At 37.3% G+C, this 24,813-nt stretch carries 23 protein-coding genes and 2 tRNA genes; 8 read left to right on the forward strand and 17 right to left on the reverse strand.

Annotated elements, in window-relative coordinates:
* Positions 1 to 21: 21 nt before the first annotated feature.
* The 6 genes from holA to BLV55_RS01470 are packed head-to-tail and all read right to left on the reverse strand — an operon-like array spanning position 22 to position 6,993.
* Complete coding sequence (gene holA, locus BLV55_RS01445; RefSeq protein ID WP_093310238.1) at positions 22 to 1,056, reverse strand: DNA polymerase III subunit delta; 1,035 nt, start codon at positions 1,054 to 1,056, stop codon at positions 22 to 24.
* A 17-nt stretch (positions 1,057 to 1,073) separates the two neighbouring features.
* On the reverse strand, positions 1,074 to 1,658 hold the full coding sequence (locus BLV55_RS01450) for a cysteine hydrolase family protein (RefSeq protein ID WP_093310240.1): 585 nt from the start codon (positions 1,656 to 1,658) through the stop codon (positions 1,074 to 1,076).
* Positions 1,655 to 3,154, reverse strand: a complete 1,500-nt coding sequence (locus BLV55_RS01455; protein ID WP_093310243.1) for a ComEC/Rec2 family competence protein — start codon at positions 3,152 to 3,154, stop codon at positions 1,655 to 1,657. Before BLV55_RS01455 ends, BLV55_RS01450 begins: the two co-directional genes overlap by 4 nt.
* Before the next feature lie 30 nt (positions 3,155 to 3,184).
* A complete protein-coding gene (locus BLV55_RS01460) occupies positions 3,185 to 4,285 on the reverse strand; it encodes a YibE/F family protein (RefSeq protein WP_093310246.1) in 1,101 nt (366 codons plus the stop codon).
* A 16-nt stretch (positions 4,286 to 4,301) separates the two neighbouring features.
* Positions 4,302 to 5,609: a tetratricopeptide repeat protein gene (locus tag BLV55_RS01465; protein ID WP_093310248.1), complete on the reverse strand. Its 1,308-nt coding sequence runs from the start codon at positions 5,607 to 5,609 to the stop codon at positions 4,302 to 4,304.
* 13 nt (positions 5,610 to 5,622) lie between these two features.
* Positions 5,623 to 6,993: a hypothetical protein gene (locus tag BLV55_RS01470; RefSeq protein WP_143033154.1), complete on the reverse strand. Its 1,371-nt coding sequence runs from the start codon at positions 6,991 to 6,993 to the stop codon at positions 5,623 to 5,625.
* Positions 6,994 to 7,068: 75 nt separating this feature from the next.
* Here BLV55_RS01470 and BLV55_RS01475 point away from each other — a divergent pair, with 75 nt between their 5' ends.
* Positions 7,069 to 8,031 (forward strand): ComEC/Rec2 family competence protein, encoded by a 963-nt coding sequence (locus BLV55_RS01475; RefSeq protein WP_093310254.1) that lies wholly within the window; start codon positions 7,069 to 7,071, stop codon positions 8,029 to 8,031.
* Here BLV55_RS01475 and BLV55_RS01480 read toward each other — a convergent pair.
* The gene (locus tag BLV55_RS01480; RefSeq protein WP_093310257.1) at positions 7,921 to 10,089 is read right to left on the reverse strand and encodes an Eco57I restriction-modification methylase domain-containing protein; all 2,169 of its coding nucleotides are present in this window, start codon (positions 10,087 to 10,089) and stop codon (positions 7,921 to 7,923) included. The genes BLV55_RS01475 and BLV55_RS01480 overlap by 111 nt on opposite strands.
* A gap of 187 nt (positions 10,090 to 10,276) precedes the next feature.
* Here BLV55_RS01480 and BLV55_RS01485 point away from each other — a divergent pair, with 187 nt between their 5' ends.
* From BLV55_RS01485 to BLV55_RS01495, 3 genes are all read left to right on the forward strand, one after another.
* Positions 10,277 to 10,945 (forward strand): hypothetical protein, encoded by a 669-nt coding sequence (locus BLV55_RS01485; RefSeq protein WP_093310259.1) that lies wholly within the window; start codon positions 10,277 to 10,279, stop codon positions 10,943 to 10,945.
* 31 nt (positions 10,946 to 10,976) lie between these two features.
* A complete protein-coding gene (locus BLV55_RS01490; RefSeq protein ID WP_176968203.1) occupies positions 10,977 to 12,203 on the forward strand; it encodes an alanyl-tRNA editing protein in 1,227 nt (408 codons plus the stop codon).
* A 74-nt stretch (positions 12,204 to 12,277) separates the two neighbouring features.
* Positions 12,278 to 12,363 (forward strand) — tRNA-Leu (locus tag BLV55_RS01495).
* 79 nt (positions 12,364 to 12,442) lie between these two features.
* Here the strand turns inward: BLV55_RS01495 and BLV55_RS01500 are convergent.
* The 3 genes from BLV55_RS01500 to polA are packed head-to-tail and all read right to left on the reverse strand — an operon-like array spanning position 12,443 to position 17,377.
* Complete coding sequence (locus BLV55_RS01500) at positions 12,443 to 14,053, reverse strand: ABC transporter substrate-binding protein (RefSeq protein ID WP_093310265.1); 1,611 nt, start codon at positions 14,051 to 14,053, stop codon at positions 12,443 to 12,445.
* 23 nt (positions 14,054 to 14,076) lie between these two features.
* Positions 14,077 to 14,685, reverse strand: a complete 609-nt coding sequence (gene coaE, locus BLV55_RS01505; RefSeq protein WP_176968204.1) for a dephospho-CoA kinase — start codon at positions 14,683 to 14,685, stop codon at positions 14,077 to 14,079.
* Between the two features lie 10 nt (positions 14,686 to 14,695).
* A complete protein-coding gene (polA, locus tag BLV55_RS01510) occupies positions 14,696 to 17,377 on the reverse strand; it encodes a DNA polymerase I (RefSeq protein ID WP_093310270.1) in 2,682 nt (893 codons plus the stop codon).
* 130 nt (positions 17,378 to 17,507) lie between these two features.
* On the opposite strand from polA, the gene BLV55_RS01515 reads away from it, so the two are divergent.
* Both BLV55_RS01515 and BLV55_RS01520 read left to right on the forward strand, forming a co-directional pair.
* Positions 17,508 to 17,594 (forward strand) — tRNA-Leu (locus BLV55_RS01515).
* Between the two features lie 73 nt (positions 17,595 to 17,667).
* On the forward strand, positions 17,668 to 18,546 hold the full coding sequence (locus tag BLV55_RS01520; RefSeq protein ID WP_093310272.1) for a cation diffusion facilitator family transporter: 879 nt from the start codon (positions 17,668 to 17,670) through the stop codon (positions 18,544 to 18,546).
* Positions 18,547 to 18,556: 10 nt separating this feature from the next.
* Here the strand turns inward: BLV55_RS01520 and BLV55_RS01525 are convergent, their stop codons facing one another.
* The 3 genes from BLV55_RS01525 to BLV55_RS01535 are packed head-to-tail and all read right to left on the reverse strand — an operon-like array spanning position 18,557 to position 20,593.
* A complete protein-coding gene (locus BLV55_RS01525) occupies positions 18,557 to 19,222 on the reverse strand; it encodes a response regulator (protein ID WP_093310274.1) in 666 nt (221 codons plus the stop codon).
* Positions 19,209 to 20,387, reverse strand: a complete 1,179-nt coding sequence (locus BLV55_RS01530) for a sensor histidine kinase (protein ID WP_093310276.1) — start codon at positions 20,385 to 20,387, stop codon at positions 19,209 to 19,211. The genes BLV55_RS01525 and BLV55_RS01530 overlap by 14 nt, the downstream gene beginning before the upstream one ends.
* Positions 20,388 to 20,416: 29 nt before the next feature.
* Complete coding sequence (locus BLV55_RS01535; protein WP_093310278.1) at positions 20,417 to 20,593, reverse strand: DUF896 domain-containing protein; 177 nt, start codon at positions 20,591 to 20,593, stop codon at positions 20,417 to 20,419.
* A 325-nt stretch (positions 20,594 to 20,918) separates the two neighbouring features.
* On the opposite strand from BLV55_RS01535, the gene BLV55_RS01540 reads away from it, so the two are divergent.
* Together BLV55_RS01540 and BLV55_RS01545 are read left to right on the forward strand one after the other, a co-directional pair.
* Positions 20,919 to 21,902 (forward strand): M23 family metallopeptidase, encoded by a 984-nt coding sequence (locus BLV55_RS01540; RefSeq protein ID WP_176968205.1) that lies wholly within the window; start codon positions 20,919 to 20,921, stop codon positions 21,900 to 21,902.
* Between the two features lie 22 nt (positions 21,903 to 21,924).
* On the forward strand, positions 21,925 to 22,380 hold the full coding sequence (locus tag BLV55_RS01545) for a bactofilin family protein (RefSeq protein ID WP_093310282.1): 456 nt from the start codon (positions 21,925 to 21,927) through the stop codon (positions 22,378 to 22,380).
* Between the two features lie 24 nt (positions 22,381 to 22,404).
* Here the strand turns inward: BLV55_RS01545 and BLV55_RS01550 are convergent, their stop codons facing one another.
* From BLV55_RS01550 to BLV55_RS01565, 4 genes are all read right to left on the reverse strand, one after another.
* A complete protein-coding gene (locus tag BLV55_RS01550) occupies positions 22,405 to 23,112 on the reverse strand; it encodes a DUF881 domain-containing protein (protein ID WP_093310284.1) in 708 nt (235 codons plus the stop codon).
* 41 nt (positions 23,113 to 23,153) lie between these two features.
* Positions 23,154 to 24,155, reverse strand: a complete 1,002-nt coding sequence (gene trpS, locus BLV55_RS01555) for a tryptophan--tRNA ligase (protein WP_093310286.1) — start codon at positions 24,153 to 24,155, stop codon at positions 23,154 to 23,156.
* Between the two features lie 22 nt (positions 24,156 to 24,177).
* Positions 24,178 to 24,366, reverse strand: coding sequence for a hypothetical protein (locus BLV55_RS01560; protein WP_093310289.1), 189 nt, complete (start codon positions 24,364 to 24,366; stop codon positions 24,178 to 24,180).
* A gap of 123 nt (positions 24,367 to 24,489) precedes the next feature.
* The gene (locus BLV55_RS01565; protein WP_093310292.1) at positions 24,490 to 24,720 is read right to left on the reverse strand and encodes a glutaredoxin family protein; all 231 of its coding nucleotides are present in this window, start codon (positions 24,718 to 24,720) and stop codon (positions 24,490 to 24,492) included.
* Positions 24,721 to 24,813 lie beyond the last annotated feature (93 nt).

Here is a 24,813-nt window from a genome sequence, read left to right on the forward strand (position 1 = left end):
TGCAGGGTTTTTCTATTGGAATTAGACGCAAATTTCTGCCATTAACAACTCAATATTCGCCGTTGCATCCATTTTCCCACTCTTTAAATGCCGATCCAACTGATTAAACGAATTCAGTAGGACTATCAGTTTTTTCTCTTCAAAGTTAGCGCTGTGTTTTAAGCTATTCTGAATCGAAAAAGGGTGTTGTTTTAATTTTGTTGCTATCTTTGATGCCGGATAGCCTTGTTGATCCATTTCTTTTACTCGAAGCATTATCTTAAATTGATTCCTCAAAAAAGCAATAATTTTCATAGCTGGTTCTCCATCTGCCAGCAGTTTTTGAAAACGTATTTGTGTTTCATCAGCTTTTCGTTTGCTTAAACTGTCAATAAGTAAAAACACATCGTTTTGAAATGAATAAATAGAACACTTTCTAACAATCTCTTCCGTAATTTCCGTTTTATTTCCAATTAGAGCCGTCAGTTTTTCTATCTCGTTACTGATGTCAAATAAAGACTGATTAGCATTTTTATTTAGATAGTCAAAGCTTTTTATCAGTTCAATAATAGCCTTGTCTGCTATTTTTTTGTTTCTTTTTTCACACTCTGCTTTTATCCATTTTTTCAGTTCATTTTCTTTAAGCCGCTTGAACTCCACATTTTTACCTATTTTCTTAAGAAGCTTTGTCAGGTTTTTTCTTCCATCTGGTTTTGATTCACAGTACACTACCAAGCAAGTAGTTTCTGATGGGTTTTGCAGATACTGTTTTATTTTATCTTCTTCTCGTTTATCCAAGGATCCTCCTTTTGATTCTAGAAACCAAGGATTTTTTACGATTACTATTTTCTTTTCTGCCATAACAGGCAATGTTTCACAGCTTTCCAATAAGGATTCTATCCTAAAATCTTTCCCTTCAAACTTTGTCAGATTAAAATCCCCCATGGTTCCCGGAGCAATTTTTAGAATTAAAGCCTCGACAAATCGTTGCATCAACAAGATTTCTTCACCTGTAATAAAGTATACAGCTTCTATCTCGTTTATCGCCTTATTTTTCAATAGTTTAAGTTCCGACATATGATTTACTCCTTTTTCTATCCTCTGTTTACTGTAAATCCTAGCACTTTTTCAAAATGTTCCAAAGCCATATGGTGAGCTGCGTGGTTAAAACTGGCAACCGCTTTTTCATCTATTACCACTTCAAAACCTTTATGATAAGCATCTATCGCCGTATGAAGAATACAAATATCCGTACAGACGCCCGCTAATTCAATTTTATTAACGCCTTCTTGTCTTAGGAGTAACTCCAACACCGTACCACAAAAGGCTGAATAGCGCCTCTTATCCATTCTATGGATAAAGGATGGTTTCTTCGTTTCCATCTGTGTAATCAAATTTTCAATATTTCCATAGAGCCTTCTGCCTTCAGAACCTTTTAAGTTGTGGGGAGGAAAAAGCTTATGCTCCGGATGATTTTTATCATGTATTTCATGAAAATCATTAACAGTAATGATAAAGGCATTGGTTGAAAAATAAGACTCTATCTTTTCGGCAATTGATTTTTCTAAAGCTTGTGCTGGTTTTCCTACCGATAGTTTCCCTTCGTCTGCAACAAAGTCGTCAGTATAATCAATCAAAATAAATGCTTTTTTCTCTTCGTATCTTTTTTCATTACTCACGATAATCGCCTCCCATTTAATTTCTTTTTAAGTATTAGAGCCAAAACAATGATTAGTGCATAATAAACTACTATGTTTTGCGCTGATAGGTGATCAATGCTGATTGATGCATATTTCCAGTGTGAAAAACGACTCATTGTTTTGATCATATAAATAAGTATCCCATTAACGGTATGCATCATAATGACTGGCAAGAAGGGAACCCAAGACAAGAGCCAGGCAATAAGGCTTGTTGTCATTAATATTCCAAGAACCGGCACCACCAGTAAGTTCATCAAAGGAGCAATGATGGAAAATTCATTGAAATGATATGCTACTATAGGCCAGGTACCAATTTGAACCAATAGTGTCATTAATACCATATTCCTCAATGGGATTCTCTTCATCTTGAAATGAGCTAACAGCGAAAGCCCCCAAAGAATAGAAGCCGTTGCCAAAAAACTCAGCTGAAAAGAAATGGTTTGAAGCGTTGCCGGATCAAGGATAACAAAGGTCATAGCGGTTATCATCAAAGCATTTCGCGAGTCATAATGTCTTTCCAGAAAAAAACTTAACATCATGATTGACAGCATTGTTGCTGCTCTCACTATAGAAACAGGAAGTCCTACTAACAATGCATATTGCCACACCAATAATAATGTTATTATTTTCGCCGCACGCAAGCCCAGTCCCAATGCTTTTGATGATTCATGAATCATCAAAGCAATGATTCCAGTATGAAGCCCTGAAACAGCAATAATATGAGCTGTGCCTGTCTTGGCAAAAACATTTCTCAAATCCTTGGAGACAAAACCTTGATTGCCTAACAGAATGCTTTTCAATACATCGCTTTCCGGTGGTTCCAGGTGTTGGTTAATGAATCCTATTAAAGATGTTTTGGTTTGATCAGCAAAGCTTATCGGATGGTATGGATGCCGGGGTATTATCTGCACGGTATAAGCTTCCGCTTGAAAAACAGCATGAAAGCCTCTTTCTTTCAGATGTTGATAGTAATCTTTCGATGGATTTTGCAATAAGCTCTCCTGTTGCAAAAAAGAATTGATCACCATACTATCACCAGGTTTCGCCGATGCCAACACATGATCATGATCCTTTATACTGATTAGGATAACTCCTCTGGTTTTATGCTTTTCTTCTCTGCCTTTAATGGCAACTTCTTGTAACTCCCCTTCAATGTTTATCCACTGGTTCTCATATCGGTTGACCCGCTGGACTTTCACTTTTACAGACTCTATCTGAGAAATAGGAATATTTGCTTTCTCCATATCGTGGAGAAGTGTTGTTTGTTTTTGATGAATGATGCCCGCCAAAAATCCCAGGCCAAAAAAAATGCTTAATACCAAGACCAATCGTCTAGGAAAATCATCTTTTACCCATCCAAACAGACCCATAAAAAGTCCGATGATCAGGAATATTCTAAAACCATGCTCTAGCTTTAGTCCTGCCGCTACTCCAGAAATAAAGATAATCGCTACAGCTATGACGGGTCGCTTCATAAACGAATCTCCTTCAAATAGAAGATGGTATTAATTCGGTTTCCTTTTTAGTAAGATAGCACTAGCAACAGCGGTCAGTGGTACGGTTAAGACCAAACCAATACTTCCCGACAATGCTCTGACAATTTCAGTAGCGATAATATCTAAATTAATGATATCAACCACCGAAGCATCATAAGCCATAAACAGTAGCAATAAGGGTAATGCGGCACCGGTGTAGGCCAGTATTAAGGTGTTGGACATCGTTCCCATAATGTCTTGTCCTACGTTCATCCCTGATTTGACTAGTTCCTTAACCGCAATTTCCGGATTTGCCCGTCGCACTTCTTCCATTGCTGACGCTACTGATATTCCTACATCCATCACAGCACCCAACGCTCCCATAATAATACCTGCAAAAAGTAGGTCTCTGAAGTCGAACTGGACAGCCTGAGGAATATACATAAGCATGGTTGCTTCTTCACTGGATAACCCAGTTAACTTTACTTGCGAACCTGCCCAAAACATAACCATACCAGCAACTAGTAGTCCTCCTATAATCCCCAGGATAGCCGCAATGCTTTTCCCATTAATCCCGTTAATAATGGTAATGGTCGCAATCGTAATAACCAAAGAACTAACAATCGTCAGCAGTATCGGAGAATATCCCTTAAGCATGCCTGGCAACATTACCTGTACAATCATAAAAAAGGTCAATGCTAGTGTTAGTAATGTTTTTGCACCTTTACTCCTGCCTATCAACAACAATAATAGGACAAATAGCATTAAAAGCATTATAATTGAACGATCTCGAATGTATTCCGTTATATGAAGCTCATAAGTACCATCTTCCAAAGTTTCCTTCATTAACATCACTCGATCTCCCGGTTCTACAGGAATATCATAAACCGGATGGTCGCTTAAATGATTTTCCACCACTTCCACTTTTCCTTGAAGTGATCCTCGGTCGATTTCAATCATAACTACCTGTATTGTAAAATGATCTTCAGCTCTTTGATCTTTAACTTCAAGAACTGTCCCTCTCATTCTTTCCATCGCTTCTGGTTCATCAACTAATAGTCCTTGCGCAGCGACAACACTGTGACATAATAAAACAACGCTGATTATTAGCATTACTATGTTTTTTTTCATTCTCCACACCCTTTTTTCAACGTTTCTTAGGTTTTTTTTTCATCATCTCATTACTTCTCAACTGATGCAACGCCTCATGAACCGGTTGAAAGTGAGGTATCATTCTGCGTGCTCTATAGAGGTGCCATCTGGCTTTCTCCTGTTTTTCCAAAGTCATATATATTAATCCCAGTTGATAATAAAGATAGCCGTTTTCATAGCCTTTTTCCAATACTTTTTTAATGTATTTTAAAGCTTCATCCGGTTCATTCAGATGACTAAAGTAAATCTGTGATATATTCATCAATGCATAATGATCTTCCGGAAAGATCTTAAGCACTTTCAGATAGTAGTTTTTTGCCTTTTTGTACTGATCGGTTTCATAGTAACAAGCTGCCATTCCCGCGTAAATATCAGCGTGAATATCTTCGGGAACTTCTTCCAAATCACCATGCAACGCTTTTCGATAACATTGCAAAGCCGACTTCAGATCTTCTTTTTCATATAGAATATCGGCCATTAATTTCCAATAAAAAGAGTTGCCGATATCTTTTTCCAATACTTTTTTGAGCTCTACAAAAGCCAGTTGGTAATGACCAATATTACTTAAGGCAACAATGTAATTATGCATCAAATATTGCTGATACGGAAATCTCTTTAATGATTCCTTGAGCAAATCAACTGCCTTTTCAGCTTTACCATTAAATAAATAAAAGTTGCTGATGTTTAATACAGGGTCAGGAGAATCTGGTAATATTTTACATTGAAGCTTAAGGCATTTTTCTGCCCGCTGAAAAGAATCTACTTGGTCGTAACGTATGGCAAGTTCTTCAAAAAGGGTATAGCGATGATATTTTTTAAGAAATCCAGGTTTTAATTGTAGTATCAGCAATAGCCCATGATAAGCGTTATCAAGCATATTATCTTTCAATAGCTTTTTTATCTCTTTAAAAAACACTCGATAGCTTTCTTGATTTTGTGGCATGTTTCGAAATTGATACTTGCGAATCCAATTTTTTTCCAACTCTTTATAAGGCAAGGTCTTAACAGGATAAAACACCCATCCATTAAGCCTTTCCGGTCCTACCGCTTTACATAGATAATGCAATAATTTTTTATCTAAGTCATCATGAATCGATTCAACTTTTAGCCAGCATCCTGGAAGGCCACGATAAACCGTTTTTGCCTCAATATTTTTAATCCCCATTACTTTTTTGTGTTTCTTCTGGTCTGTATTATATTCTTCCCATTGTTGCTGTAAATCGCTTTCTTTTGGGATATCAAGTATTTTCTGCACTGCCTTTTTCTGTTCTATACTGTTTGGTGAAAATATATAATAGGTCATTTTTTCCCCTTCCTTATCGTATCAACCAAGCCGCTTTTTCTTCATTGAATCCTTGACGATAAAGTATCACGCCTTCTTTATTCTTCAATGTTGCTGTTTCCGTTATTTTATCAGAAAATATTATTACATTTTCAGTTTTATTAAAATCTGTTCGAAGGAGCTGTTTATTTTCATTCACATCAGCTAAATAGTAAATCTCTTTATCTTTTAGGAAAAAAAAGGGGGTTTCTTCTGATAAATCATGATACATAACAGCTCCTGTCTTATTATCCTGTATCAACAACTCTTTTCTGCGATCCACACTCCCTCTGATCAGTAAATAAGTATCGCCATGATAGTAAACATCATCTGCTAAAGAAACCCTATGATCCCAGTGCGAAAGACCTACTGTTTTTTCTATCTGGTGATATAAATGCAGGATACTTAAACTGAACCCATCTTCTTGATTCTTATTAATGTAGAGTGCATGATAACCATCTGCTGAAACATATGGTCCTTCGATCACTTTCTCCCCTTCTGATAATTGCCCTAAAAGACTAATCTGTCGACGTTCACGAAAATAAATTCCCACTTGCTGTGTTTTGGCATGACGAAATAAGAGAACACTGTCATCAAGTCCCCATGCAGCGTGAATACCCGGTATTCCACTTACTATTTTTCGTCCTGAGTCGGCGCCATAAAGGCGCAAATCAATTTCTTCCTTTGATGCATCAAGTATCTCAACCGCTATATATCCGCCTTCAGGAGAGACTTGGATTCGTATTTCTTCTGTTTCTAACTCAATATCTATCTCTGTTTTTTTCTGATTTATTACATGATAACTGATGTACTGGCCTTTAGTGTTGGTGGGTACTATGATCCTGTTTCTTTTCTTATTCATTTTAAGATCAGGAAAATGGTCAGCCTTTTCTATCAGAAGATTTACTGAATCATAGGCCTCGCCCCAGTGATGATTGATGTCATAGTGACCCTCGCTATCCTGTGATATCACCAGAATGCCCTTGGCACAAAAGAGCATTTCCAAGATCACCTGATCCAGATTTTGGTAATAATGGTTGATCTCCTCCAAAGAAACGGGTTGAATGTCCCCTCCTTCGACATCAATTTCAAAAGCTTTCATTTTACTAAAATCATAAATCATCACATTTCGAGACCGTTCACTGTCATCAATACTCCATTCGTAGCCAGGCCAACGAATATCTATGCCCAATTCTGTTGTTTCTATTTGAGGCGTCGAAGCAACTGGCAAAAACCAAGGATCTTCCCAAGGCATTGGTACATCAACGCCTTTTTTTTCTTCAATTTTTTCTCCTCCGCAAGCCACTAACAAAAAAATAGATAGGGCTCCCAGCATTAATATGGTAAAATAATGATGTTTCTTCACAGCATTCCACTCTTTCTTAATAATTGTTTTGACGGAAACACAGGTCATTCCGATAACAGATAGGAGCCTATCCCCATGAATATACGTATAAAATACCTATTCCTTTTGCTGACAGCCAGCATTCTATTCTTTGGCTGCTTTGGGAAATCAGATTCAGATTATTTGACAGTTCATATGATCGATGTTGGCCAAGGTGATAGTTTTTTAATAAAAACACCAGAAGGAACTTCCATCCTTATCGATGGTGGTTCTCCTCAATACGGCGATGATGTCGTAGCCTATTTGAAACGCGAAAAAATACAACAAATTGATTATTTAATTGCAACCCATCCTCATTCAGATCATATCGGCGGGCTGGTTACCGTAATGAACGAGTTTCCGGTAGAAAATCTGATTCTTCCAGAAGTTTCGCATACAAGTCAACTATTCGAATCTTTTTTAGATACAGCCTTTACAACCAATGTGCCCCTTTTTCCTGTCAAAAAATCATCCCGCCACTCATTAGAAGACGAAATTTTTTTCGACATCCTTCACACGGGCGTTCATTATGGTTCGCACTTAAACAACTGGTCTGTCGTCCTTCGACTTACTCATCAAGAGATGTCTTTTCTATTTACTGGCGATTTAGAGTCAGAAGCTGAAAGGGACCTTTTGAACCAGTTCTCCTCTAAAAAACTGGCTTCCGAGGTATTGAAAGTTGGTCATCACGGAAGTAATACGTCCACTACTCCCGCTTTTTTGCAGGTAGTCAGTCCTCAGGTTGCCCTTATATCCTGCGGAATAAACAATCAATACGGACACCCCAGTACAGAAGTTGTCAACCGTTTAGAGGAAAGTGGCGTTTGGATCTACAGAACTGATCTTCAAGGAACTATCGTATTATATAGTGACGGATACAACGTATGGTCTCATCAGCCACCAGTAAATTTAGATCCAATCTCTTCGTCGAATGTCAAGCCTTCTTTTTGCGGCTTCTTTGTTAATGGCGTTCCCCTGCTCACAGCTCACATCATACCATTTAAGAAAGAAGTCGTCTAGCCGTTGCCATAGATCATTGCGAAGTTCATCACTAATATTGTCTTCTTTCATCAAGTCATTTACCAACGCAACTACTTTTTCTTCTGACACACTATCCTTTGGTGTTGGTACAGGCACTGCTTTTAACGGAGTAGCGTATAGCTCTAAATCCTTTCCTTTTGATTTTCCAAAATAAGAAAACCATGCGTAGCACAAGGAAGAGTTCAGCCATCCTATTAAGTAAAGAGGAGAAAACCACGCTTCCGGCTTAGTCTGGATATAATACACATCAGCACTTGCATACCAACTATCCTTTGACCAGGCAAACATATTGTATGTCGCACGTTGTGGTACAACAATCTTAGGCTTTTCAAACATTGTTTGCTTACGAGGCCAGTGTAGAGAGTACCATTTCCTCATATTTTTATAAACTTCACGGCGCTTTTGAAGAATTGGTTGATATCTTTCCAGATGACGATTGATAGAAGGGTATTCTTCTATCTTTAACATATTCTTATCTGTTATATAGAGAATATATTGATCTTCTCGCTTTCGGACCCGAAAAGGTAAAATATCGCTATTCTTATGAAAGGGCTTTAGAAATTGCTTTTCTTTGTCCGTAAGGTTTAGTGCTTCCACCTCCTGCTTCTGCAAAACAAATATTCCTTTGTTTTTATTCCATTCCGGACAAATTTCTCGATGTTTTTCTGTCACTTTATCCGCTCCACTAACCAGCCCCTGATTAATATAACAAAAATCACTAAGTCGGTAGGCTGTCTTTTTCATAATACTATCCAGCACTGATTTATCGATTGGTGAGTACTTTAGCAGCAGCTGACCTCGAGTGTCAAAAATATCATTTGTATTTTCAAAAATGCGGTATGAACACCCCGGAATTTCTCCTTCAATGCCATTTTTTTCCAATACCTTAAACAGCTTATCCGGAGGCTGGTCCTTGGCGTTAGGAAACAGAAGTTTCACCTGGCTGTCTTCTGCTGTTTTTTTATATAAACTATAGATCAAGTTGTGTTGACCTTTCGCTTGATGAAAAACTTTCATGTCACCAAGTTGTATCATCCACTTTGGTTTCAGTTCCTCCTTTATATACTTACGGAGTTTTTTTGCCCCATCAGCCGTTGCAAAGTATGAGGTGGTGATATAGCATAACCTTCCTCCTTCTTTCAGAAGTTCTGAGCCACGATAAATAAAATAGTAAAAATAATCCATACTTCGTTCGTAATAATGTTTTCCAAACTCTGTTTCTTTGATGTAGGTGAAAACCTTTTGATTTCCTTTTTCACCTATATACGGCGGGTTTCCAATAATAAGATCAAACATTTCTTCTTGAGGTGGTTCCCATAATAATCCATCTTCACAAAAAACAGATAGTTGAAGGTGTTGTTGAACTCTCAGAGGTAATTCCAGACGAATCAACACTTCAGCCAATACAGCTGCTTCTGGCTCTTTTTCAATGCCTGTTAACTGATTTTCGAACACATGAAGGGCGCTTGCTTCCCAAGGGGTGTATTCTTGATGGTTATCGACTACTTCTGCCTGCAATCTCGCTAAGTGTCGATAGCATTCTCTCAAAAAAACACCACTTCCACAGGAAATATCGGCAATACGTATTGATTTTATTTTATCAATATACTCCGCTTTGCACGAAGGCCTGTCTTTTTGAATTAAATCATCCAGTGATTGTTTTACCATAAAAGAGGCCATTGCTTGATCTGTATAGAAACTTCCTGTTTTCGCCTTATATCCACTGCCTAGTATTTCTTGATAAAAACTTTCTAGCTCTGTGATGTGAGGTATATCGTCTAATTGATTCTTGCACAGAAAATCATCTCCTATTCTCTGACTTTCATAGTGGTCGAAGGTTTCAAACATTTTTCTAAGGTCATTACAGTTTTCTTGTTTCAAGCTATTTAGTAGGGAAATTGTTCGAGATTCATCTACGGCATTTGCAAGGCAACGAGCTAAGATCCATAAAAAAACAGGACCAGCTTCCACGGCATGCTTTTTCGTCATATCCTTTACGGCTTTCCTACACACTTCAAACCATTCAGATGAGTTCATATAATAGTCTCCTTATATCCATTATTTTCACCGCTTATTATACCATAATAAGCGGTATTTTTAGTTTTGGGGAGAGTTTCATAAACAGTCTGTCAATAATTGGTACCTCCGTTGGGTACATATACTAGTACCTTCAGTAATGATCTAACCAGTTATTACCGATAATAAGAGTGAAGGGGTGAATCCTATGTCTAAAATTTCTTCTGTTAATAAAGATCGCATATCCACTTATTATGTCAATAGAAAAAATACTAATCAACAAGTTTCTACTGTCGATAAATTAGAAAAAATAAATCCTATTCAAGGCAGTATGTCTAACTCAAGCGAAAATTTCCTTTTGTTTTCGGATATGTTTTATGGTAAAATTCGAGATCTAAAGCAATTCTATAAAAAGTTTTATGCTCATGAACAAGCATTAGATCATGCGCTGGAAAAATTCAAAAAAAACGAACGTGAAGAGGAAACAGAGGATTGGGTTTCTATCATCGTTGAGCTATTCAACAAATATAACCAGGCATTGGACAGTTTGAAGGAGTTTGAAAAAGAATTAGGTATCGATCATAGCACGAAAATTGTCGATATTGTTCGGCGTTATCGCCCCTCGCTTGAAAATATTGGCGTCGCATTGCGACCAAGTGGTCATTTAGATGCCGATGCTAAATTGGTTGAAGAAAAATTGCAAGAAAATCCGACTCATATGGATTTTCTATTCTACTATCGCCAAGGCTTGTTGTATGAGCTAAACGATATTTTTAAGAAAATCCAAGCGAAACCCAACCAAAGCGTTTTTAATGAAAAAATGGACCAGGTAGTCAACCAGTATACCAGCGGCCACATTGTTGATGATCAGTCCTGAACATGATATTTATCACCTAGGAGGAGCGTTTATGATAACCAAGAAACAATACTGGAATAATCCTTATCTCACAGAATTTGTTGACGTGATTCAAAAGGTTGAAAAAGAACCTTCTGATCCTAAGCTTATGCGAATACAACTAAATTCAACTATTTTTTATCCAGAAGGAGGAGGTCAACCTTCTGACTTAGGAAGTATCAATGACCATCCAGTTCTTCACGTCTATGAAGAAAATGGTGTTATCTGGCATATTGTAGACGCTATTTTAAGTCCATCAGAAGAGATCACAGGAATTATTGATTGGAATCGTCGCTTTGATCACATGCAACAACATCTTGGCCAGCATTTACTTTCTGCTTTATTAGAAAAACACTATCAGGCAAAAACAGTTGGGTTTCATCTTGGTGAGGAATACGTGACGATCGATATCAATCATAAAAATTTAACTCCTATCGAAATTGATCGTTTGGAAACCATGTGTAACGATCTAATTCAAGCCAATTTACCTGTTTCTTCCACTGTTTCCGATGCTTTTACTGAAAATAATGCCACTACTCGAAAGGATGCAAGTTCACCTTCCATTCAGGAAAATCTAAGGATCATTGAAGTTAAGGATGTTGACCGCTGTGCTTGTGGTGGTACTCATCCTCGTCAAACAGGTGAGATCGGTCTCATTAAAATATTAAAGTGTGAAAATCATAAAGATGGTCTTCGCCTCACTTTTATTAGTGGAAAAAGAGCAAATACTTTTTTCCAGTCTCTCTATCAAGAAATGCGTTCTTTGTCCACCAGCTTATCTGTCAACTGGCAGGAGCTTAAAATGGCTGTTGATCACTTAACCCTCGAAAAAAAAGAACTGTTTCAAAAAAATCGCCGGATTTCTTCTGAGCTCGCCGACTATAAAGCCGAAAGTTTATATCATTCTTCTGAGAAGATTGGCTCACACAGATTATTACAAGTAAGCCTCGAAGATATTGATCCCGCTACTCTAGATCAGTTGATTAACCAACTGAAATCTTACAAAAATCTTATTTTTTTAGTAGCTGTTCTTCGCCCTTCTTTCCGGATTATTATGGGTAATTATAGTTCCGCATCTCACCTCTCTATGAAAAATGTTTTTTCTGAAACTAAAGATATCATAAACGGCAAAGGCGGCGGAAATCATCAAATTGCTCAGGGAAGTGGCGAAAATCCAGGTGCTGTAAATCAAATGCTGGCAGAAGCAAGAAAGATTATTATCGATCATCTCCTTCAGTAGATGATTAGACATTGACAGTTCATCGCTAAAAATGTATACTGTTATAGTGATTTTACTAAAGCAATTAACACATTGCGAGTGTGCCGGAATTGGCAGACGGGCATGGTTGAGGGCCATGTGTCTTATGGACGTGCGGGTTCAAGTCCCGCCACTCGCACCATCAATGGATGATAAGTCACTTCATATAAAAAACCCGCTGATTCCTTCAACGGGTTTTTTTATATGAAGATTTGATGTAGTTAATCCTCTGTCTCCACTTTCACAACGTAAGCATTTTCTATTCCATTAAACCAATTAAAAGCATTCGGCTCTAAGTCTCCCTTTAAGGTTTCTCTGTGAAGTATTGCATGGTTTTTATAAAAAAGGCTGATGTATGGCATTTCTTCAATAAACAACCTTTGGAATCTTCCCCATTCTTCTCGTTTTTGATTTTGATTTGCTGCTCCAAAAATATTTTCTAATATTTCATCCATATCATCATTTTGGTACTGAACAAAGTTACCCGCATCCCTTTGTGTTGAATGAAAAGCAAAGGAAAAGTCTTGTAAAAAGGATAGGTGCCATCCAGCTAATACCAAATCATAGTTTCTTTCTTCAATTCTATCCTGAAGATCCTCCCAAGAAGCTTTCTCCACTTCCACCACCAGACCTGCCTCATTTAACTGTTCTGCAATTACATGGGCAGTAGCAACACGAAGCTGGTTGTCTTCATTGGTTAATAAGGTAAATACTGTTTCTTCCGGCATTTCTAGGTCTTGAATCATTTGCCGTGCCGTCTCCTGATTAAAAGAGTAAGTGAGTTCATCGGAGGTTGATAGCCATGAATGCGGAAATACCGGTGTATCCGTTACTATCCCATGATTGAAATATAGTTGTTGAAGTATCTGTTCTCTATCGATAGCATAAGCTATCGCTTGCCTCAACTCTTTACGATTCATCCATTCGTTAGTAAAGTTTACACCTATAAACTCATATTTATTGGACAGAAAGGATTTTCCAGTTACTTCGTCCCTGTCCGTATGTTTTGTCCAATCGATGGAGAGCGGTTCTACTATATCAATTTCACCACTTTCAAACATCGACATGGCTGCTTCACGATCAGGAACTACTGAAACAACAATTTCTTTTATATAAGGTGACTCGCCCCAGTAGTTGGTATAATGGCTTAACTTGAATGCTCTCGACGTATCATGTTCTACGATCTGGTAACGACCAGTTCCTATGATTGGAAAATCATCTGATGCTAGCAAAGAACTTCCAGCGCCTTCAAATAAGTGTTGAGGTAGTATTGGAAAAACCAAGGCTTCTAACCCTCCACTAAAGGGCCGGCTAAAGCTAACTTGGACCTGATGGTCACTTACTTTTCTTGCATCGGCAATTTGATTGATAATATCAGCATGAACAAATGGATAGTCTAAATTAGAAACTTTATTTTTCATTGCATTGATTGTGAAAACAACGTCTTCTGGCTTAAATGATTCACCGTCATGCCATGTAACGTTAGGTCTTAATGTAAAAGTAATGCTTTGCCCTCTTTCATCCCATTCCCATTCTTTGGCTAATTTAGGCTCTATTTCGCGATTTTCATTAAAGGTAACAAGCCCTTCATACACCAAATGATACATTTGCGTTAAGCTTTCATTTCCGTTAAAAAGCGGATTAAGACTACCTGGTCTACTAACCGCAATCTGTAACGCACCACTATCCTCTGGATTAAAGCTTGCTGCTGCATGCTCACTTGAATCCTTTTCTTCCTTTGCCGCTTCTTTGTTTCCACAGCCTACTATCGCCATCATAAAAAAAGCGATCATTAAAATAGATACGATGCTTATGATTTTTTTATTTTTCAACCGTAAACCCTCCTATATGTTTCTTATTGGTTCTCTTCCATGAATTGATTAAAGTAATGTTCTACTTGTTTGCTTAAACCATGTCTATCTCCATTATTATCAATGATAATATGTGACTTTTTCTTATTTTCCACCTGTCCCGGTTGAGCCTTCACTCTATTCATAGCTTCCTTAAAAGCGATTTTATCCCTTTGGATAATTCGTTTAATACGCAAATCCACTTCTGCATCCACATACCAAACCTGGTCAACTTTCTGATCCAACCCAGTTTCAATAAGTAATGCCGCATCAATGACAGCAACAATGGCTTTTGACTCATTAAAAAATACTTCTAGGTATTTTTCAACTTCCTCTATAATAGCAGGATGCAGTAATTCGTTTAACATTTCCCTCTTCTCATCTTTTTCAAATACTAATTTTCCTAAAGCTCTCCGATTCAAATTTCCTTCATGATCAAGGATATTCGAACCAAAAGTATTTTGGAGCTTTTTCAATAACACAGTGCCCTTTTGAACTACTTTCCTAGCAATTATATCGGCATCAATGATTTGTGCTCCATTTGTCCTAAGTATTTCGGACACTGAGCTTTTTCCTGAGCCAATAGGGCCTGTCAGTCCAATAACTTTTTTCATTTCTTTACACCTACTTTGCATCATACCAGTTTTTCGCCACTGATAAATCAACCTTAAGTGGAACTTTTAATGTCATTGTATTTTCCATTTCTCTTTTAAGAATGTTAGAAACCTCTTCCACTTCTTCATCCGGTGCTTCAATGATCAACTCATCATGTACCTGCAAAATGATTTTTGCTTTATAATCATTCTCTCTTAATTTTTTATACACTTTAACCATGGCAATTTTAATGATATCAGCCGCTGTGCCTTGTATCGGCGTGTTCATCGCTAAGCGTTCTCCAAAAGAACGTTGGTTAAAGTTTTTAGAGTGTATTTCAGGTATATAACGTATTCTGTTCATTAGTGTACGCACAGCGCCTTCTCTGGCACCTTCTTGAATCATCTCATTAACATATTTTTTCACACCTGGATATTGTTCAAAATATTCCTGGATATAACTCTGAGCTTCATTGCGGGTTATATTTAAGTTTGTCGCTAATCCATAGTCGCTTATTCCATAAATAATACCAAAGTTCACAGCCTTTGCTTTACTTCTCATGATCGATGTAACCTCTTTTTCAGGAATATTAAATATTTGTGCCGCTGTCCTTGTATGAATATCAGACTCTTCTTGAAACGCTTTTAACATCCCCTCATCATCGGAAAGATGCGCCATAATTCGTAATTCAATTTGTGAATAATCAGCATCTATAAACTGATACCCATCCCGAGCTACAAAAACCTTTCTAAGTTGACGACCAGTTTCTGTCTTAACCGGAATGTTTTGCAAATTAGGTTCTGAGCTAGATATTCTACCTGTAGCTGTAGTTGCCTGATGAAAGGTGGAGTATATTCGTTTTTTCTCTTGGTTTAAAATAGCCCCAAGTCCATCAATATAGGTGCTTTTTATTTTCGACAACTGCCTATACTCTAATATGAGTGGAATAACTTGATGCTTCTCTTTTAGCTTTTCTAAAACTTCCGCATTCGTTGAAAATCCAGTCTTTGTTTTTTTAATTGGAGGTAGTTTCAATTTTTCAAATAGCACTTCACCCAATTGCTTCGGCGAATTTATATTGAATTCCACTCCTGCCGACTCAAAAATAGATGCTTTGTTTTGTTTGATGTTTTCATCAAATTTATCTCTTAATATTTCTAAGTATTTTGGATCTACTCCAATGCCTTCCTTTTCCATGGAAGCTAATACTTCTGTAAGTGGAAGCTCCACTTGATAATAGAGCTCTTCAAGTTTTTCTTCTTTAAGTTTATCCTTAAACGTCGGATAGCACCGATGGATAAAATGTACTGTATCCGATAATAATTCCGCCATCTTACTTTCTTCTATATCTTGGAGTTGCTTTTTTTTCTTTCCTTTTCCCAGCCATTCGTCCGGTTCTTCAAGCTCCAACCCTTCATATTGCGCAGCCATATCAGTCAATCGATAACTTGATTTTGAGGGGTTGATTAAATAGTCTGCTAACATAATATCAAAATAAGGTTCGCCTACTTCTTTTCCCCTATTCATTAAATAACTGCTTTCCTTTTTAAGATCATGGGTTATTTTCGTTATATTAAACTCTGTGAGCCATTTTTCAATTAGCTTCTTCATCCCTAAGGATTCCTCATCATCACCCTTGTAATGAATCCATCCGGAAGCTTCTTTATTATCAAGCATAAACCCTATCGCCACAGCTTCATTATTCGGTGCATGTTCATTGTTCGACAAAGAATAGAAGTACAAACGTTCTCCCTTTTCAACCTGTTTAGATATTTTCTCCAATGATCTTAAACTGGTAATTTGTGATAAAAGTTCTTTTTCTTTCCCGTCAGAATTTGAACGTTCATCTGTCAATACTTTATCCAGCAAAGTATTGAACTCGTATTGCCTAAAAAGTTCCAAAAGCTTGCTGTGTTTCATTGATCTCGGTGTCATTTCTTCTAAAAGAAGCTCTATAGGAACGCCAGTCTCAATCGTCGCAAGTTTTTTGCTAAGGATGAGCTGTTCTTGATATTCAGATACTTTTTCCTGTAGCTTTTTGTTACTAATAGCTTCTTGTTGATTAAGAATATTTTCGATAGATCCGAATTCTTTCACCAGCTTTGTTGCGGTTTTAATGCCTACACCAGGGATGCCGGGAATATTATCAGATTTATCTCCCATAAGTCCTTTCAAGTCAATCATTCGTTCTACTGGAATTTCAAAATCTGCCACAATTCTTGCCGGGTCGTACCTTTCAATGTTTGAAATCCCCTTTTTAGTTATCATTAAGGTGATTTTATCTGACGCTAATTGTAAAACATCTTTATCACCAGATACAATGTAGGTATGACATCCATCATTCTCTGCTATTTTAGCCACCGTTCCAATTAAATCATCTGCTTCAAAACCCTCTAACTCCATTCGATAAATCCCCAGAGCATCTAAGATTTCTTTTAGCGGCTCAATTTGCTCCGCCAGTTCTTCAGGCATTTTTTTTCTTCCAGCTTTATAGTCAGTATATTTTTTATGCCGAAAAGTTGGTGCTTTAAGATCAAAAGCTACGGTAATATAGTCCGGCACTATTTCTTCCTGAACCTTAAAAAGCATTGTTAAAAAACCGTAAATCCCATTTGTATGCATTCCTTCACGATTTGTTAAAGGCGGAAGTGCATAAAAAGCCCTGTTTACTAAACTGTTCCCGTCTATAATAAGCATTTTTTTATTTGTCATGACAGACACTCCTTTTTCATTCTGTCGATCCTTAGCTATTGTACCACGTTTAAGGCCACCCAGTAAATGACTGGTTTGAAATGTTATTGACTTTCTCAAAATAATATGGTACGATATACTGCGTAGTTGAGCCGCGGTGGCGGAACTGGCAGACGCAGCAGACTCAAAATCTGCCGATGGAAACATCGTGGGGGTTCGATTCCCTTCCGCGGCACCACATTTGCCTGAAATATCCTTCGAATAATTCGAAGGATATTTTTTTAATCAGGCTTTTAAGGAGCGTTCGTATCATGAATGATGAAATGCGATTTCAAAAAGCAAAAAGAGTTTCCCTCGTTAGTATCTTAGGAAACCTCACATTAACGATCGCAAAGCTAGTTGCCGGTTTTTTGGCTGGTAGTACCGCTCTGGTTGCTGATGCTTTTCATTCTTCTTCCGACTTAATTGGAACCATTATTCTTCTAAAAGGGATGCAAATAGCTCACCAACCAGCAGATGAAAACCATCCTTTTGGTCATCATCGTGCTGAAACCATCACATCCGAAATACTCGCCTTCATTTTAATGATCACAGCTGCCGGTATTGGATACAAAGGTTTTCAGATTCTCACTTCAAACCACATTACTATCCCAGGAGCAGTCGCTGTCTACATTGCGATCTTTTCTATCCTATCAAAAGAATTAATGTATCGATATTCCGCAAAAGTCGGAAAAGAAATTAATAGCGATGCTATTATAGCCGATGCCTGGCATCACCGATCAGATGCATTTTCTTCTATTGCTGCATTAATTGGTATTCTTGGAGCAAGAATGGGAATGCCTTTTATGGATCCTATTGCTGCTTTTTTCGTTGCTATATTAATTTTCCGTGCCGGTGTTCAAATCTACAAAAAAGCAGTCTCCTCACTAATGGATACGGCTCCTTCTAACGAAACCCTAAATGCTTTAAGTGAAATCATTATCAACGTCGAAGGCGTAAAGCAAGTAGACGATCTTCGCGTTAGATATTATGGATCAAAGATGATCATCGATCTAAAGATCAGTGTGCTACCAGAACTAACCGTTGAGGATGGCCATAATGTTGCAGGTAGAGCCAAAGCAAGGATTATGGAAAAAGATGCACGTATTCAGGATGTCTTAATCCATGTTAACCCTTATTACACTCGTTAGTCGAATAACTTTATACGCTCTTGATTCTATTTCTAAATGCATAAATGGCTGCTTGGGTGCGATCATTAACCTGTATTTTCTTAAATATATTTGAAACGTGATTTTTTACCGTTTTTTCACTAATAAATAAGGTGTTGGCTATTTCTCTATTATTTAGTCCATCTGCAATTAGCGTAAGGATTTCATATTCTCTTTTTGTCAAGCTGATCTTCTTATGATCTATCATTTCCTTCGGCTGCTCAAAATGTTTCAGTTTATGTAACTGTTGCTGATCACCTTCGGCCATAGTTGGATATACATAAGAAACGCCTTCATTAACTTCCCTGATACCATCAATTAAGATACGGCTTTCCGCATCCTTTACAATATAGCCATTGGCTCCTAAATTAAATGTTTCGAATAAATATTCGATCTCTTCATGAAAGGTAAGAATAATTACTTTTATACTCTTATCTAAATCTTTTATCTTTCTAAGGGCCTTGATCCCATTCATCTTAGGCATGTTAATGTCTAGAAGCACAACATCCGGTTTCGTTTCCTTCACTTTTTGCACGCATTCTTCTCCATCACCAGCTTCTCCCACTACTTCTATATCATCTTCCAGTGAAATAATCTGGATAAGTCCTTGCCTAACGAGAGAGTGGTCATCCGCAATCAAAACCTTAATTTTGGCCATCAATATTATCCTCCTTGTCTTCTGTCGTTGGTATTTTTACCAATAATACGGTTCCTGTTCCTTGTTCCGATTGAATTTTCACATTGCCATTTAATAGTTCTGCTCTTTCTTTCATATTGATAATACCAAAACCGCTTTCACTGCTTCCTCGAATGCTTTCTGGCTTAAATCCTATCCCATTATCTTTTATCACCATTGATATATATTTTGTTTCTTGATCCAAGAGTATTTCTACATGGTTAGCTTTTGAATGCTTATAAATATTATTCATGGCTTCTTGTGCAATGCGAAACAATGCAAGCTGAAGGACTGAATCATCTGTCTCGAAATGGGGCGATGCCTGAAAAGAGATATCTATCTTTGTTTCTTTTTTAAAGTCTTCCAAATATCTTCTAAGCGTAGGCACGATTCCCAGATCATCGATCGCCATTGGCCTTAAATTATAAATGATCTTTCTGATTTCTTTTGTACTGCCTCTTACCAGATCCTTCAAAATCTGTGCTTCCGCTTTAGCTTTTTCAACATCTTTATTCATGAGTTTTTCGCAATAATCAATTTTCAGCAAAATATTTGAGAAAGATTGAGCAGGTCCATCATGAATCTCTCTGGATACCCGTTTCCTTTCTTCTTCCTGAACTTGAATGATTTTTCTTCCCATAAGGTGACGTTGTTCAATATCCGTAATGGTATTATTAAAATCTTCTAAATTCCCATCCATAAATTCCATTGCAATACTAAATTTAGTCGCTAACTTTTCTGCTTTTTCAAGATTTTTTCGTGCATTTCTAAGGTGAGCTTCAATCTCTTTTCTTTCATTGGTCAGTTTTTCTTCTTCTTTTCTTTTTAATATCAGCTTCACCTGAAGGTTGTTTGCATATTCATATGCTTCCCTTATCTTCAGCTCACTATGTTTAGAAAAATCACGACTGACATCTACCAGCCAACGCCTGCTCTTTTTTTCAAGCTTTTCTAAATCGGTTTGATCCTGAATTACCTTTTGAATGTTTTGATTTATTTCTGCTAGTTTTTCATCAAATCTAAAACATTCTTTACTAAGATTATCGGTTATTTCAAAGATTTCTTCCTTACTTTCTTCGATTGCCGTAAAAATTCGATTGAGAACTTGATTCATTTTCACAGCGTTATGAATATAGTTATTACTCATTTGCTCTACTCCTTGTAAGAAAGTATCTTTTAGTCCACATATTCTATATCGATATTATCCAGCTTTTTCTTAAATGATTTCCTAAAGGTTTCTAAATATTCTTTTCTAAGGGATTCTTGTTCTTTTTTTTCGCTTTCATTAAGGTTTCTTTCTTTTGAAATTTTGGCCAATTCATTTATTCGATTCATTTTTTTCTTTTCCAGCATCTGATTCTCTCCTCTTTTTAAGCCCAGTACTCATTTTTCAGTACTTTCCTATTTTTGAATTAAGTAGTTGTTCATTGGGATCCAAATCTTTTACACTTCATTTCTTTTATCTCCACTTCGGACCTTTTTATATCCTACCATAAAAAATTTTATTTTTCACCTTATAGTATGAAAGGCCTAAATATAGGTCTTTAGATCTATTCTTCCCCTTATCTGTTTCTGTTATTAATGATCTCGCTTGCCCCCATAAGAATGCTACTTTTAAGAAATGAATTCTTGCATAATTAAATTTTTTATATATAATAGTGACGTAGGGAGGGATTCTATGAATAAAAAGCCTGCTCATTTTGTTAAGGCTCCCCAAAAAAAGTATACTTTTATGTTAATTCCAAATCATTCAGGAAAAGTTTATCGTTTTTCTATTCTTGAATCGATCTTAAAGACTAGTTTGATTGTTCTCTTCTTGCTAATCACCTCTTTGTCTATTGGTGTTTGGCATTACCACGGCGAGCATAGTGTCACTCAACATCGGTTAACTCAGGAGCGCATTCTTACAGCTCAGCTTAGCCAGGAAAACAAAGATTATCTTGATGAAATTGCTTTTCTGAAGACTCAATATCAAGAAATTGATCAAAAGTTGGCATCTCTTCAGCAACTTGAACACCAAGTATTAGACATGGTTGGCTTGGAGGCCGACAATCATAGCCAGAAAAAAAGCGACCCTTATGCTAATGGGATTGCTGACGATGATCACCCTTTAGTGGCTATGGTATCAAGATCAGCAAGCATGCGTTCTGCCGGGCCTGGTTCGGATGATTATGAAGTAGACGTAGAGCACCTTAATGAGTTGATTTCCACTCAACGTAATAAAATGGAACAATTAGTTGGCGATGTGGAAGCCAAGCTTGAATACTTAGACGCACAGCCAAATGCATGGCCTGCTCAAGGAAGAATCAGTTCCCCCTTTGGTGAAAGAATTTCTCCAACCAATCGTCGGACTACAGAATTTCATCATGGTATTGATATCGCCAACACTTCAGGAACTTCTGTCGTAGCTGCCGGTAGCGGTATTGTTACATACTCCGGATATAACGGAGGGTATGGTCGAATGATTATCATCTCCCATGGTTATGGATATACTTCTGTATATGCTCACAACAGCAGAAACCTTGTCGAGGTAGGCGATCATGTAAAACAGGGAGAAACCATTGCGCGAATGGGTCAAACAGGCCGTGCGACAGGTCCCCATCTTCATTTTGAAGTACGGGTAAATGGCGAACCTAAAGATCCCATGAATTATCTTCAGTAATTTTCCAGTAAGGAGGACTTTGATGTTTAATAAAAAACAGGATACAGCATCTCCACAATTTGATAACTTTGATACCTTAATCGGAAAGAAAGCAGAGTTTGAAGGAACCATTAAAGCGCAAGAACCTATTAGAGTTGATGGTTGCCTCACTGGCGAAATCGTTAGTGAATCTGATGTTGTCATTGGTGAGGGTTCAAAGGTAAAAGGTAATATTCAATGCAAAAACATTCTGCTTGCCGGATCAGTGGATGGGAATGTTCACGCCAGTGGACAACTTCATATTACTGGCACAGGTTCCCTATACGGCGATGCATCCATCTATTCATTTATCGTTGATGAGAACGGAATCTTTGATGGTGGATGCCAGATGAAAAAAAGTGATCAAAACAAATCAGACCTTACAGAACCATCCAGCGACAACGAACAAGTCCCTTCTTCCAACAACAAAAGAAATAATACTCGTAAAAGTCGTTCTTAATTAAAAGCAGCCCTTTGGCTGCTTTTAATTAATGTTTGCTTCCATAAACTGAACCGCCTTCTCTCTTGAAGGTCTTTCTATGACCAAATGATCTAAAAAATCAACAGACACAACAATACCATCGCCTTTCATTAACTGAAACAAAAAGGTTCGATGCTCAAAATACCTTTGAAATTCTTGTTGGTTCCCAATAGCCTTCACTTCATATGGTGGTGCTATAGGGTTGCCGTTAACTTGTATATGGTTGCCAGCTAATGTCATTTCACTTCTTGCGGTAATCCGGTTACCATTAACTGAAATAACCTCAGCACCATTAGCCCGCAATTCATTCACTAATGTCACCATATACCTTCTTCTTTCCATCAGTTCAGCAATGTTTTCTTCAAACATTCCCTCAATCCTTATTTGAATACCCGACCCTTCTACTTCCTGGTGACCAGAAAGCATTTGATATTCTGCTATTTCTCCCATCAGCTTCTGAATGGCTAAGTTTCCGTCAGCTCTCTCCATTTCAAGGGTTTGAATTTCTTCACGCAATCCTCTAATTCGTTGACGCATGTCTTCATTGACTTTTTTCAAATCTTCTATTTCCTGAATATTCCCAGTATTATCCGCTGTCATAAGGGGATCTTGTTCTTCAAGGTGTTTATTGGAGTCCATATTTGCACCTAAAAGAATTCCAGAGATAACAAAAAAAAGTAACATAAGCATATATGGTTGCTTTTTCTTCATATCTCTACACCTCTTTTGATAAATTAGATTCTGGTATTTTTTCAGCTGTTAATAAGTCCTATTTTACTACGTACTTCAAGCATGGTAGCTGCAGCGGTGACTCTGGCACGATTAGCTCCTGACCGATATATGGTTTCAAGGTATTCAGGACTCTCCATATATTGACGATATTTGGTCCGAAAAGGTTTCACGTTTTCAATAATAATTTCAGCTACTTCCATTTTCAACGCTCCATATCCTTTTCCAGAAAAATATTCTACTACTTTATCACGACTTTCTCTCGTCAAGGCACTATAGATAGACAAAAGGTTTTGTACGCCCGGCTGTTCCGGTCTATCGATGATTTCATTATAACTATCCGTAACCGCTTTTTTGAGTTTTTTTACAATAACGTCATCTTCGTCAAGCATGTAGATAACCGCATTTTGATTTTCATCAGACTTTGACATTTTTTTACCAGGATCTTGAAGGCTCATAATTCTGGCACCTTGCTTTCCTACGTAAATTTCCGGCACAGCAAAAGTATGCCCAAAGATGTTGTTAAAACGTATTGCAATATCTCTTGATAGTTCTAGATGCTGGCGCTGATCTTCTCCTACCGGAACTAAGTTTGTCTGATATAGCAATATATCCGCTGCCATAAGCACCGGGTAAGTGAACAGGCCGGCGTTAATGTTTTCCTGATGCCTTTCTGATTTGTCCTTAAACTGAGTCATTCGATTTAATTCTCCCATATAGGTATAACAATTCAATATCCAGGCAAGTTCTGTATGTTCACGAACATGTGACTGAAAAAAAATAACATTCCTTTCTGTATCCAGTCCAGAGGCTAAGTATTGGGCCAAAAATGACAGACAGGTATTTCTAAACTCTTCTGGATCTTGCTTTACTGTCAAAGAATGTAAATCAACAATAGAGTAATAACATTGATAGTCTTTTTCTAATTGCTTCCAGTTTTGCAACGCACCTATGTAATTCCCTAATGTCATGCTGCCTGTTGGTTGAGCACCGCTAAAAATTGTTTTTTGTTGCTGGTTTTGCATATATGTTTTCCCCTTTCAGTATCTATAGTTCTTCCAGTTGTTCAATTCTCTCTTCCAATTCTTTTATCTTTTCAAGAATCCTTGCTTCTCTTTCTTTTTGATTGTCTTTTTGATTTACATGACGCAATACCATAATGGTAATGATTACCGGTATCCCAAAAAGAATCAAAACCAATAAGAGGTTTACTATCTGATAAAAAAACATGTTCACTCGAATCAACTCCCAAAACCTTCTATATAAACGATATCAAAGTAATTATAACACAGTCGACAAAGGCTGCAAAACGATAAAAAGCCTTCCGATGATATTTTCATCCGAAGGCCTTTTGTTTTGTTAACCTAGTAGCTCATCCAGTTTTTCTGTATCTACCCCAACTACCATTTCTTCGTCAACTTTAATAACCGGAACAGCCATAATTCCTTTTTCCATTAATTCTTTTCTAGCGGCTACATCCGATTGAACATTTTTTTCTTCGAAATCTACACCCTTTGAAGAAAGATATTCTTTAGCGGTTGTGCAGTGTGGGCACGTTGTTGAAGTATACACAATTACTTTTTTAGACATTTAACAGCCTCCTTATCATAATATGAATTATCATCTTATTAATACCCATTATCAAGGATCATTAACAACTCACATTATACATCAGATAAACTT

This window comes from Tindallia californiensis (assembly GCF_900107405.1).
Classification (GTDB): domain Bacteria; phylum Bacillota; class Clostridia; order Peptostreptococcales; family Tindalliaceae; genus Tindallia; species Tindallia californiensis.